The 12,592-nt window shown below is 65.4% G+C and carries 9 protein-coding genes and 1 pseudogene; 7 read left to right on the top strand and 3 right to left on the bottom strand.

Annotated features, from left to right (window positions below):
* Positions 1-1,188: a 4-hydroxybenzoate 3-monooxygenase gene (gene pobA / locus H165_RS0104670; protein ID WP_017937749.1), complete on the bottom strand. Its 1,188-nt coding sequence runs from the start codon at positions 1,186-1,188 to the stop codon at positions 1-3.
* A 193-nt stretch (positions 1,189-1,381) separates the two neighbouring features.
* Here pobA and H165_RS0104665 point away from each other — a divergent pair, with 193 nt between their 5' ends.
* Both H165_RS0104665 and H165_RS0104660 read left to right on the top strand, forming a co-directional pair.
* Complete coding sequence (locus H165_RS0104665; RefSeq protein WP_017937748.1) at positions 1,382-2,269, top strand: helix-turn-helix domain-containing protein; 888 nt, start codon at positions 1,382-1,384, stop codon at positions 2,267-2,269.
* A 182-nt stretch (positions 2,270-2,451) separates the two neighbouring features.
* Positions 2,452-3,393: a SphA family protein gene (locus H165_RS0104660; protein ID WP_051059483.1), complete on the top strand. Its 942-nt coding sequence runs from the start codon at positions 2,452-2,454 to the stop codon at positions 3,391-3,393.
* Positions 3,394-3,498: 105 nt separating this feature from the next.
* On the opposite strand, the gene H165_RS0104655 is transcribed toward H165_RS0104660, so the two are convergent.
* On the bottom strand, positions 3,499-5,352 hold the full coding sequence (locus H165_RS0104655; protein ID WP_017937746.1) for a sigma-54-dependent Fis family transcriptional regulator: 1,854 nt from the start codon (positions 5,350-5,352) through the stop codon (positions 3,499-3,501).
* A gap of 525 nt (positions 5,353-5,877) precedes the next feature.
* Between H165_RS0104655 and pchA the strand changes: the two genes are divergently transcribed.
* From pchA to H165_RS19920, 5 genes and pseudogenes are all read left to right on the top strand, one after another.
* Positions 5,878-7,353, top strand: a complete 1,476-nt coding sequence (pchA, locus tag H165_RS0104650; RefSeq protein ID WP_017937745.1) for a 4-hydroxybenzaldehyde dehydrogenase — start codon at positions 5,878-5,880, stop codon at positions 7,351-7,353.
* A 35-nt stretch (positions 7,354-7,388) separates the two neighbouring features.
* A complete protein-coding gene (locus H165_RS0104645) occupies positions 7,389-7,724 on the top strand; it encodes a c-type cytochrome (RefSeq protein WP_036987237.1) in 336 nt (111 codons plus the stop codon).
* 10 nt (positions 7,725-7,734) lie between these two features.
* On the top strand, positions 7,735-8,424 hold the full coding sequence (locus H165_RS0104640; protein ID WP_017937743.1) for a hypothetical protein: 690 nt from the start codon (positions 7,735-7,737) through the stop codon (positions 8,422-8,424).
* Positions 8,425-8,437: 13 nt separating this feature from the next.
* Positions 8,438-10,006 carry an FAD-binding oxidoreductase gene (locus tag H165_RS0104635; protein ID WP_017937742.1) on the top strand — a complete coding sequence of 523 codons (1,569 nt, stop codon included), beginning with the start codon at positions 8,438-8,440 and terminating at the stop codon, positions 10,004-10,006.
* Between the two features lie 436 nt (positions 10,007-10,442).
* Positions 10,443-10,823 (top strand): annotated as a pseudogene (locus H165_RS19920) (transposase); the annotation flags it as partial.
* A gap of 29 nt (positions 10,824-10,852) precedes the next feature.
* On the opposite strand, the gene mgtE reads toward H165_RS19920, so the two are convergent.
* Positions 10,853-12,295, bottom strand: coding sequence for a magnesium transporter (mgtE, locus tag H165_RS0104620; protein ID WP_017937739.1), 1,443 nt, complete (start codon positions 12,293-12,295; stop codon positions 10,853-10,855).
* Positions 12,296-12,592: the final 297 nt, after the last annotated feature.

Here is a 12,592-nt window from a genome sequence, read left to right as displayed (position 1 = left end):
TCATTCGACGTCTTCGTAGGGCAGGCCGACGTAGTTCTCGGCGATGTTGACCAGACCGGCGTGGGAGCTCAGGTAGTACTCCCGGTCGGCCTGCTGCATCTTGCGATCCCAGGCGTCCTTGGCGTCGCCGAAGTCGTGCAGCAGGTTGGTCATGAACCAGCTGAAGCGCTCGCCCTTCCAGACCCGGCGCAGGGCCAGCTCGGAGTACTTCTCCAGCAGGTCGGTACGACCTTCCTTGTAGACCTTGACCAGGATGCGGTACAGGTAGCAGACGTCCGAGGCGGCCAGGTTCAGGCCCTTGGCGCCGGTCGGCGGAACGATGTGGGCGGCGTCGCCGACCAGGAACAGCTTGCCGTACTGCATGGGCTCGACCACGTAGCTGCGCAACGGGGCGATGCTCTTCTCCAGGGACGGGCCGGTCACCAGACGGCTGGCCACGTCTTCCGGCAGGCGTGCCTTGAGCTCTTCCCAGAAGCGCTCGTCGGACCAGTCCTCCACCTTCTCGGTCAGTGGCACCTGCAGGTAGTAGCGGCTGCGGGTCAGGGAACGCTGGCTGCACAGCACGAAGCCGCGCTCGTGGTGGGCGTAGATCAGCTCCTCGTTGACCGGCGGGGTGTCGGACAGTAGGCCCAGCCAGCCGAACGGATAGACGCGCTCGTAGTGGGTCAGCACTTCGGCCGGGATGCTCTTGCGGGAGATACCGTGGAAGCCGTCACAGCCAGCGATGTAGTCGCAGTCGATGCGGTGGGTCTGGCCGTCCTTCTCGTAGGTGAGATAGGGGCTGTCGCCCTTGGCATCGTGGATCTGCACGTTGTCGGCCGAGTAGATGGTGGTCGCGCCGACCGCCTGGCGGGCTTCCATCAGGTCACGGGTCACTTCGGTCTGGCCGTAGACGACCACTGTGCTGCCGCCAGTCAGTTCCTTCAGCGGAATGCGCACGCGACGACCGTCGACGATCAGTTCGACGCCTTCGTGCACCAGCCCCTCGGCATCCATGCGCGCGGCCACGCCGGCCTCACGCAGCATGTCGACGGTACCCTGCTCCAGCACGCCGGCACGGATGCGGCCCAGTACGTAATCGGGGGTCTGGCGCTCGACGATGACGTTGTCGATACCGGCCTTGTGCAGCAGCTGGCCCAGAAGAAGACCGGACGGACCGGCCCCGATGATGGCAACCTGAGTCTTCATTTTGCTTGTCTCTCTTATAGTCAAAGAAGCATCCCGGGCAGATGAATCAGGCAAGCCGCGGGAATGCCTGTATTTTTTTATTCAAGAGACCGCCAAAGAAGGTAAAAATCAGCCTATAAATGGTACTTTTACAAACACCGGGCGATTATCGGACCGACTCGCGGTCCGTCGCCCCTCCACCCCAGGCACAGCCATGACCACGAAAACCACGCCCGCCAGCGTTCCCGTCTTCAAGCTCTACGGCGAGGAGCAGGCCTGGCCGACGCCCGATCTGCTGCACTGCGAATCCATCCCGGCACGCAGCCGCCTGCACCACTGGGAGATCCAGCCGCACCGCCACGCCGACCTGTTCCAGCTGCTCTACGTGCAGCGCGGCCCGGCACTGATCGAGATCGAGGGACAGCTGCGGGAGGTCCGCGAGGCGACGATCCAGGTTACCCCGCCGCTGTGCGTGCATGGCTTCCGTTTCTCGGAAAATACCGAAGGCTACGTGCTTAGCCTGGGCGCGCCGCTGGTAGCGCAACTGGAGGAACAGCTGGGACCGCTGCGGGTACTCACCGCACCGGGCTGCTATCCGGTGGGCCGCGACCGCCGCCACCTGAACACCCTCTTCGCTACCCTGCAACGCGAGTACGACGCCAGCCAGCCATCCCGCGACCTGATGCTGCACTCTCTGGTCAACGTGTTGATGGTGTGGATCAGCCGGCGCGGCCAGGAAAACCTGCCGCCGGCCAACCGCGATGAGCGCTACGGGCAGTACCTGAGTCACTTTATCCGCCTGGTGGAGGCCCACTACCGCGAGCACCTCACAGTGGAGACCTTTGCCCACAGGCTCGGGCTGTCCAGCGTGTACCTCAACAACCTGTGCCGCCGACTGACCGGGCAGACCGCCCTGCAGATCATCCACCAGCGTCTGCTGCTCGAAGCCAAGCGCAACCTGGTCTATACCACCATGACCATCAGTCAGCTGTCGGATCATCTGGGCTTCAGCGATCCGGCTTACTTCTCGCGGTTCTTCCGGCGCCTCACCGGGATTTCACCGCAGGCCTTCCGCCAGGCCGCGGAACAGCGCAGCCGCTGAAGATTTTTCCTCGGCAGAGCGGATTTTTCTTAACAGCTTCGCGCGGCGGCAACCGAGAAAGAAATCTATCTGGTTGAAATATAAGGATTTTTTTATAACAGAGAAGTTGGCACGCTAGTTGACTTGTCCGGCCGGGGCGTACCTTTCGCGCCTTGCTGATAACAACAAAGGCTGGCTTTGCTATGTATAAATCATCTTCCTTCCGTGCCTCCTCCCTGACTCGTCTCGCCTCTGCCGTGATCCTCGCGAGCAGTGCCACCCTGGCCCAGGCCACCGAAGGCGGTGCCTCATCCTGGCCCATGGGCATCGAAATCCATGGCATGGGCATCCTGCCTCCGCCCGGCTTCTACGGACAGGTGTTCGTCGGCAACTACCTGGCCGACACCCTGCGCGACAATGCCGGCAAAAAGGTTCCGGTGGATTTCGACCTGCGCGTCACCACCCTAGTGCCGCGTTTCGTCTGGGTGACCGAACAGCAGGTGTTCGGCGGCCAGCTCGGCTTCCACGCCCTGCTGCCACTCAATGACATGCGCGCCAACGTGGGCGGTCGGCACGACCACAAGCGCGGCATCGGCGACGCCCACCTCGGCCCGGTGCTCGGCTACCACCTGAGCGACAAGTTCCACATCGCCACCGGCGTCGACTTCGTGCTGCCCACCGGCAGCGAGTACGACAAGGACGATCTGGTCAACCTGGGCAACAACTACTACACCGTGCAGGCCGTGTTGGCGATGACCTACGCGGATCCCAGCGGCTTCAACGCCGACGTGCGCCTGATGCACGACTACAACTTCGAGAACAAGGACACCAACTACCAGTCCGGCCGCGAGCTGCACGCCGACTACACCCTCGGCTGGGGCCTGGGCAACGGCTGGGTGGTGGGTGTCGGCGGTCACGCCTACAAGCAGATCAGCGACGACAAGTGCAGCTACTCCAACTGCGATGCCGCCGCTGCGGTGGATGCGGCCCACGGCAACCGTGGCAGCACCTTCTCGATCGGCCCGGCGATCCAGTACGCCAGCAAGGACGGCTGGCTGTTCAGCGCCAAGTGGCAGGACGAGTCCGGCGTCCGCAACCGCCCGGAAGGCCAGACCTACTGGCTGAAGTTCACCACTCCGCTCTAAGCGCAAGCCTCGGGAACGGACGCCGTCGGCTGTCCGTTCCCGCTTCCCGGCCGGCCCCTACGGACTCCGGCCGGGGGGCGGCGAGGCTCTCCATCCAGCCCCTCCTCACTTCCCCTTCAAGCGATAGCTGACCTGCGCCCGACTCATGCCGAGCATCTGCGCGGCCGCGGTGATGTTGCCGCCGGAGCGCTCCAGCGCCAGCTGCACCAGGAGCCGCTCGATCTCCTCCAGCGAGGTGCCCAAGGCCTGCTCGCGGCCGGACACGAAGGCCAGCAGGCTGGCCAGCTCCGGCGCCTCGTCCGACGCGCCCCGCGACACCTCGGAGCTGCGTTCCGGCGTGGCCGGCGTGCTGCTGCGCCGTCCGGTCATTTCCGGCGGAGCGGAGAGCCGCCCTTCGGCGGTCAGACCCACCGGCGGAGAGACTGGCGAGGTGCCGCCTTCCGACAAATGGAAGACGTCCATCACCTCACCGTCGCCAGCGGCGATCACCCCACGCTCGATGAGGTTCTGCAGCTCGCGGATGTTGCCCGGAAAGTCGTAGGTCAGCAGGGCATTGACCAGTCGCGCGCTGATCCCGGCCAGTTGGCGTCCGTGACGGGCGCTGAACTTGCGCAGGAAGTAGCTCATCAGCAGAGGAATGTCCTCGCGGCGCTCGCGCAGCGGCGGCAGGTGGATGGGGAAGACGTTCAGCCGGTAGAACAGGTCCTCGCGGAACCGTCCTTCCGCCACCTCGCGGCGCAGGTCGACGTTGGTGGCGGCGATCACCCGCACGTCGACGCGAATCGGCGTGGTGCCGCCGACCCGCTCGATCTCGCCTTCCTGCAGGGCACGGAGGATCTTGCTCTGCGCGCTGAGGCTCAGAGTGCCGATCTCGTCGAGGAACAGGGTGCCACCGCTGGCCCGCTCGAAGCGCCCGGGCCGCGAGCGCTCGGCGCCGGTGAAGGCGCCCCGCTCGACGCCGAACAGTTCGGCCTCCACCAGGTTCTCCGGGAGGGTGGCGCAGTTCAGCGCCACCAGCGGTGTGTTGCGGCGCGGGCTGGCCTGGTGCAGGGTGCGGGCGAACAGTTCCTTGCCCACCCCGGACTCGCCGGTGAGCAACACCGTGGCCTGGGTCGGCGCCACCCGCTCGAGCAGTTGGGTGGCGGCCACGAAGGCCGCGGAGACCCCCACCATGGAGGGCTCGTCGGGCATTTCCGGGAGCTCGGCCAGCTCGGTTTCCAGGCCGGCGGTATAGGTACTGCGGCTGAGGAAGTCGCCGGCATCCAGGTGCGCCAGATCGGCATCCAAATCCTCCCATTCCTCGGCCGGCTTGCCGATGATCCGGCAGGCATGCTTGCCGGTGGCGCGGCATTCCTGCTCGCGGAACACCACCAGGCGACCGAGCAGCGAGGAGGCATAGCCGCTGGCATAGCCGATCTCCATCCAGCAGGCCGGCTCGTTGCTCAGCCCGTAGGTGGCGATGTGCTGCTCGGCCTCCAGGGAGTTGTGCCAGAGGAACTCGGAATAGAAATGGCCGATGTCAGAGTCGATCTCGAAGCGCACCACCTCGACGTTGACCATGCCCTCGAGCATGTGCAGGCGCGGCCCGGCGCTGTACAGGCTGGCATGGTCGCCGTCCGGCCACTGCTCGCTGACCTGCGCCGCGTCGCGTGCCCCGGCCTGCCAGCCGATGCGGGTGAGCAGGCCGCGCGCCTTGTCGATGCCCAGCGCCTCGATCAGCTCGCGGCGGATGGCCCCGAAGGCCGCCCCCTGCAGAAGCATCATGCGCTGGCCACACAGCCAGATGCTGCCATCCTGGGGGGCGAAGGCGACGGTTTCCGCCAGCTGCTCGGCCGACGGCAGACCCCGGGGATCGAACTGGCTGGCGCGATCCACGATCAGGCACTTCTGCCGGCTGAGGATGTGTCGGAGGAACTCGTCGGTGGCGCGCCCGGGCTTGCCCGAAGTCGTATTGGTCATAGGCAGTCGAGAATCGAAAAAGGTAGGCAGGTACGAGACGCAGCAGTATGGGCTGCCACCCGCTGCGGTCAATGCGACCTCGGCCGCAGCTCGTCGGCATGGGGATGAATCCGTCCGATAAACGCACCGATTCGATGAGCCGATACCGTTCGTCCAAAATGCCGAGCTTTCCGCAGGACCGCAGGTTTCTCTGCACAATTTTCTGCGACACCCCTGCCCGCTCTCTTGGAAATTTCCGAGCACCCTTCATAAGCCATTGTTTTATATAGAAAAATAATTGAATGAAGAGCTGGCACGATAGTTGTTTAAGCCGGGTCACGTGCATTTTTCATAACAAGAATCCGGTGACCGCCATGACGATTATTTGCCTGCGCCTCCCCTTGCCCACCTCCCGCACCTCGTTCACAGCGGGCTTCCCAGCCGAAGCCTGATACCACGCCTACAGTAACCGAGTAGCCGTGCCCCCTGCGGCCGCCGCCTGGCTGGCGGCAGTCACGCCTTCGTCTAGACAAAGAGAGACAAGCGATGAGTATCACTCGTTCTGCCTATGCGAACCTCGAACTGCAACCGATCGCCGGCCAGTGGCGTGCCGGTAGCACCGGTCGCCCCCTGGACGTCTCCGACCCCTACAGCCAGGAACGTCTGCTGACCATCACTCTGGCCAGCCGTGAGGACCTCGATGAGGCCTACCGCAAGGCCCGCGAAGCCCAGACCGCCTGGGCCGCCACCGCCCCGGCCGAGCGTGCCCGGGTGATGCTCGAGGCGGTACGCATCTTCGACGAGCGCCGCGAAGAGATCATCGATTGGCTGATCCGCGAGTCCGGCAGCACCCGCATCAAGGCGCAGATCGAGTGGGGCGCCGCCCGCGCCATCACCCTGGAGTCGGCCAGCCTGCCGAACCGCGTGCACGGCCGCATCGTCGCCTCCAACATCCCCGGCAAGGAAAGCCGCGTCTACCGCGCCCCCCTGGGGGTGATCGGCGTGATCAGTCCGTGGAACTTCCCGCTGCACCTCACCGCCCGCTCCCTGGCGCCGGCCCTGGCCCTGGGCAACGCCGTGGTGGTCAAGCCAGCCAGCGACACCCCGGTCACCGGCGGTCTGCTACTGGCGCGCATCTTCGAGGAAGCCGGCCTGCCCGCCGGTCTGCTCAGCGTGGTGGTGGGCTCCGGCGCGGAGATCGGCGACGCCTTCGTCGAGCATCCGGTACCGGCCTTCATTTCCTTCACCGGCTCCACCCAGGTGGGCCGCAACATCGGCCGCATCGCCAGCGGCGGCGAACACCTCAAGCACGTGGCTCTGGAGCTGGGCGGCAACAGCCCGTTCGTGGTCCTCGCCGACGCCGACCTAGAGCAGGCGGTGAACGCTGCGGTGGTAGGCAAGTTCCTCCACCAGGGGCAGATCTGCATGGCCATCAACCGCATCATCGTCGAGCAGCCGCTGCTGGAGGCCTTCACCGAGCGCTTCGTCGAGCGCGTCAAAGCGCTGCCCTATGGCGACCCGAGCAAGCCGGAGACCGTGGTCGGCCCGGTCATCAACGCCCGCCAGCTGGCCGGTCTGAAGGACAAGATCGCCCAGGCCCAGGCCGAGGGCGCCAAGCTGCTGGTCGGCGGCGAGCCGCAGGGCAACGTCCTGCCGCCCCACGTGTTCGGCAACGTCACCGCCGACATGGAGATCGCCCGCGAGGAAATCTTCGGCCCGCTGGTTGGCATCCAGGCCGCGCGTGACGCCGAGCACGCCCTGGAACTGGCCAACCGCAGCGAGTACGGCCTGTCCAGCGCCGTGTTCACCAGCAACCTGGAGCGTGGCGTGCGCTTCGCCCAGCAGATCCACGCCGGCATGACCCACGTCAACGACATCCCAGTCAACGACGAACCCAACGCGCCGTTCGGCGGTGAGAAGAACTCGGGCCTCGGCCGCTTCAACGGCGACTGGGCGATCGAGGAGTTCACTACCGATCACTGGATCACCGTGCAGCACGCACCGCGTCCCTATCCGTTCTGATGAACCGCTCCATCCATAACAATACGGAGAACGCCATGTCCCCACTCCCCGACCGTCCTGCTGTGAAGCGGACCCTTGCCGCTTGCCTTGCCCTGCCACTGACCCTATTCGCCGGCGCTGCCGCAGCCGACGGCGACGGCGTCTGGAAAGGCGGTGAGAACGTCTATGCCAAGATCTGCGGTCACTGCCACGAAGCTGGCGTCGGCCCGGTGATCAAAGGCCGCGAGCTGCCGCCGCAGTACATCACCGCCATCGTCCGCCACGGCTTCCGCGCCATGCCGGCGTTCCCGGCCTCCTTCATCGACGACAAGTCGCTGCAACAGGTCGCCGAATACATCTCCAAGGCCCCGGCACCTGCCGCCCAGCAATGAGGAGCCTCGCATGAACGTCGAACGTCGTTCTCTGCTCAAGGGCATGGCCCTCGGCAGCCTGGCCGGCATGACTCTCAGCAGCTCCGGCCTGGCCGTAGCCAAGGCGATGGCCGGTCAGCCCCTGCCCGAGCAACCGATCCTCGCCCTGGTCAACGCGCAGACCGCCGAGTCCGCCTTCCTGCTGGGCATCGGTGCCAGCCCCCTGGCCCGTCAGGTGGAAGTACAGCGCACCGACGCCGGCCTGGAGTTCCTCCTGGGTTTGGAGCAGCGCCTGCGCAGCGGTCGCCCACAGCGCGTCATCGGCCTGCTGGATGACGCCAGCGCCGCCCTGGTCCTGGACCTGGCGCGCAGCGCCGGCGCCCGGGTGCAGTGGCTCGGCCAGCACGGCATCGAAGTCGAGGGCTCTCGGCACCGCCTGCTGGGTGCCGCATCCGCCAGCGGCTGCGCCCTGAACCTGGGCCGTCAGCTGAATGCCTGCGGCGCCGGCTTCGAGCTGAGCGCCCAGCACATTCACGACCAGCACGCGCCGCTACACCTGTCCGCCCCGGCCCGGCGCAGCGACACCGCCGGCCAGTGGGCCGCCACCCTGGGCTTCACCCTGGCCACCCTGGGCCGCCTGGACGCCACCCAGGTTCCGCTGACCAGCCACCAGCGCGCATCGCTGACCGGCCATTTCGTTTCGTTCTCGATCGAAGCTTGAAGGAGCTGACTACATGACCGAGCAAACCAACAAGAGCCCGCTCCCGCACGGAGTGGACGCTGCCAACTTCCAGCAGGCCGTGACCAAGTTCCGCAAGCTGCTGGGTGATGAGAACGTCCTGGTCCAGGACGATCAGCTGATCCCCTACAACAAGATCATGATGGCCGTGGAGGATGCCCAGCACACCCCGTCCGCCGCCCTCACCGCCACCACCGTCGAGCAAGTGCAAGGCGTGGTGAAGATCTGCAACGAACACAAGATCCCGCTGTGGCCGATCTCCACCGGCCGCAACTTCGGCTACGGCTCCGCCGCCCCGGGCCAGCGCGGCCAGGTGATCCTCGACCTGAAGAAGATGAACAAGATCATCGAGGTCGATCCGGACCTGTGCTACGCCCTGGTCGAGCCGGGCGTCACCTACCAGCAGCTGTACGACTACCTGCAGGAGCACAACTACCCGCTGATGCTGTCCTTCTCCGCGCCCTCGGCCATCGCCGGCCCGCTGGGCAACACCATGGACCGCGGCGTGGGCTACACCCCCTACGGTGAGCACTTCCTGATGCAGTGCGGCATGGAAGTGGTGCTGCCCAACGGTGACGTGTACCGCACCGGCATGGGCGGCGTGAAGGGTTCCAACTCCTGGCAGGTGTTCAAGTGGGGCTTCGGCCCGACCCTGGACGGCATGTTCACCCAGGCCAACTACGGCATCTGCACCAAGATGGGCTTCTGGCTGATGCCCAAGCCGCCGGTGTTCAAGCCCTTCGAGATCAAGTTCGAAGAAGAGACCGACATCAACGAGATCGTCGAATTCATCCGTCCGCTGCGTATCGCCCAGGTCATCCCCAACGCCGTGGTGATCGCCGGCCTGCTGTGGGAAGCCGCGACCTGCAACACCCGCCGCTCCGACTACACCAGCGAGCCGGGTGCCACCTCGGAGGCCATCCTCAAGCAGATCCAGAAGGACAAGAACCTCGGCGCCTGGAACGTCTACGCCGCGCTGTACGGCACCCAGGAACAGGTCGATGTCAACTGGAAGATCGTCACCGAGGCTCTGAAGAAACTCGGCAAGGGCAAGCTGGTCACCCAGGAAGAGGCCGGCGATACCCAGCCGTTCAAGTACCGCGCCCAGCTGATGTCCGGCGTGCCGAACCTGCAGGAATTCGGCCTGTACAACTGGCGTGGGGGTGGCGGCTCCATGTGGTTCGCCCCGGTCAGCCAGGCCCGCGGCAGCGAGTGCGCCAAGCAGCAGGAGATGGCCAAGCGCATTCTCAACAAGCACGGTCTGGACTATGTCGGCGAGTTCATCGTCGGCTGGCGCGACATGCACCACGTGATCGACGTGCTGTATGACCGCACCAATCCGGAAGAGACCCAGCGCGCCCACGCCTGCTTCAGCGAACTGCTGGACGAGTTCGAGAAGCACGGCTACGCCGTGTACCGGGTGAACACCGCGTTCCAGGAGCGCGTGGCGCAGAGCTACGGCGAGGTGAAGCGGCGTCTGGAGCACACCATCAAGCGTGCCCTGGACCCGAACAACATCCTGGCCCCGGGCAAGTCGGGCATCGACCTGAACAACAAGTTCTGATCAGGTCCGGAGAGGCTCCGCCAAGTCTCTCCCCGATTCCCCAGCCGGACGCAGACCTGCAGGTCTCGTCCGGCTTTTTTGTGGTTCTTCGCGGGACCAGAGGAAAGAACGAGTTGACAGCCAGGGAAGTGGGCCGATTGGCAGTCGCCCCCACCCCTGCTGCCGCCGCGCATCCTATTGATCCTCCTGCTTTCTGGCCAGGCTACGCCGTCATCGCCTGCCCCACTGCCGCCCCTGCTGATCGAATTGACGCCGCAAGCCGCTCCGCCCCCAAGGCGGGCGTTGCCGCCAAGCCTGTCCGCCGATCCATGAGCGGCGGATTCGCCTGGTGCGTGATCGCGATTCGACCAGCACGTCCTGCGACAACTGCCGGTGCATCACGTCGACTGCCTGAGTTGTGAGCAGGCAACCGAGCGGATTGACTGACTGGTGGTCATGGCTACTGCTGCGCAATCGCGAAAACCCGAAGGACGGGCAAGCCGTGCGATTGCAGAAACTGCTCGCGGCCAACCAGTCGCTGGCCACGGTCTATCCGCTCAAGGATGTCTGGCACGCCCCCAGCGTGCGGGAAGGCTAGCGCGCTGGCGAAGCTGGCTGCGGCATGCCCGGGACAGCGGTCCCCGCTACAGCGCTTCGCCCGCAACCTGCGCGAATAGGCCCGGGGCATTCCCGCCTGTGCTTGCTTCCGCATACCGGCGTCGTCCTGGAGGACGTGAGCAAGCGCATCAAAGCGATCAAGCGCATGGCCTGCGGTTCCCGGGACTCGGCCTACTTCTTCCTGAAAATCAAGGCCGCCTTCCCCGGGAAAGCGCGATGAACCTTCTTTATGCCAGGCCTCTGCCCAGCCTAGAGCAGGAACAAGGTGGCCAACCCGAGGAAGATGAAGAAACCGCCGCTGTCGGTCATGGCGGTGATCATCACGCTGGAACCCATCGCCGGATCACGGCCCAGGCGCAGCAGGGTCATGGGGATCAGCACCCCCATCAGTGCGGCGAGCAGCAGGTTGAGGGTCATGGCCGCGGTCATCACCGCGCCCAGCGACCAGCTGTCGTACAGCCACCAGGCCACTCCGCCGATCACCCCGCCCCAGATCAGGCCGTTTATCAGCGCCACGCCCAGCTCCTTGCGCAGCAGCCGGCGGGTGCTGCCGGTGGCCACCTGGTCCAGGGCGATGGCGCGGACGATCATGGTGATGGTCTGATTGCCGGAATTGCCACCGATCCCCGCCACTATGGGCATCAGCGCGGCCAGGGCGACCAGCTTCTCGATGGAACCCTCGAAGACGCCGATCACCCGCGAGGCGACGAAGGCGGTGATCAGGTTGACGGCCAGCCAGGACCAGCGGTTGCGCACCGACTTCCACACCGAGGCGAAAATGTCCTCCTCCTCGCGCAGACCGGCCATGCTGAGCACTTCGTTCTCGCTCTCCTCGCGGATCAGGTCGACCATCTCGTCGATGGTCAGACGGCCGATCAGCTTGCCGTTCTTGTCCACCACCGGAGCGGAAATCAGGTCGTAGCGCTCGAAGGCCTGGGCCGCGTCATGGGCGTCCTCGTCCGGCTCGAAGCACACCGGGTCGCTGGCCATCACCTCGGCCACCAGCTTCTCCGGGTCGTTGACCAGCAGCCGCTTGATCGGCAGCACGCCCTTGAGGATGCCGTCGTAGTCCACCACGAACAGCTTGTCGGTGTGTCCCGGCAGCTCCTTCAGGCGGCGCAGGTAGCGTAGCACCACCTCCAGGCTGACGTCCTCGCGGATGGTCACCATCTCGAAGTCCATCAGCGCGCCGACCTCGTCCTCCTCGTAGGACAGCGCCGAACGCACCCGCTCGCGTTGCTGGGCGTCCAGGGACTCCATCAACTCGTGGACCACGTCGCGCGGCAGTTCCGGCGCCAGGTCGGCCAACTCGTCGGCGTCCAGTTCCTTGGCGGCGGCGAGGATCTCGTGATCGTCCATGTCGGCGATCAGCGTCTCGCGCACCGCGTCGGACACTTCGAGGAGGATGTCGCCGTCGCGCTCGGCCTTGACCAGTTGCCAGACGGTCAGGCGGTCATCCAGCGGCAGGGCTTCGAGGATGTGGGCGACGTCGGCGGAGTGCAGCTCGTCGAGGCGGCGCTGCAGTTCGGCGAGGTTCTCGCGGCGCGCCAGCTCAACGAGATGTTCGGGATACTGGCGGTCCTGGCGATGCTCCAGGTCCTCATCCAGCTTGTGGCGGTGCAGCAGGTCGACTACCCAGGCGAGGCGGTCCTGCAGGCTTTCTTGCGGCTTTTTGGCTTCTACTTCGGTCATAGCACGCTCCACCCCAGCAGCGGCGCGCGCTACAAGGGCTCAGACGATCAGGTACGAGTCGGATAGCGGATTTGAATATCTACTGGGTAAGTCCATGGTGATGCCCAACAAGCCCCGGCGGGGCAGACGGCGCACATGATAGCACCGAGCAACCCGTTTCAGGTGACAAAATCTTGGCAAGAACAAACAGTTGCACGTCAAAGTTGAGCGTCGACTGCATGCCTTTGCGACGTGCGATACGGCCAACAGGACACATCCCCGTAACTAGCGCCCACCCCGCCATGTGCAGCGCGAATG

It is taken from the genome of Pseudomonas thermotolerans DSM 14292 (assembly GCF_000364625.1).
GTDB lineage: Bacteria > Pseudomonadota > Gammaproteobacteria > Pseudomonadales > Pseudomonadaceae > Aquipseudomonas > Aquipseudomonas thermotolerans.
Note: the sequence above shows the minus strand (reverse complement) of the source record. Positions and strands in the feature narration are given on the sequence as shown.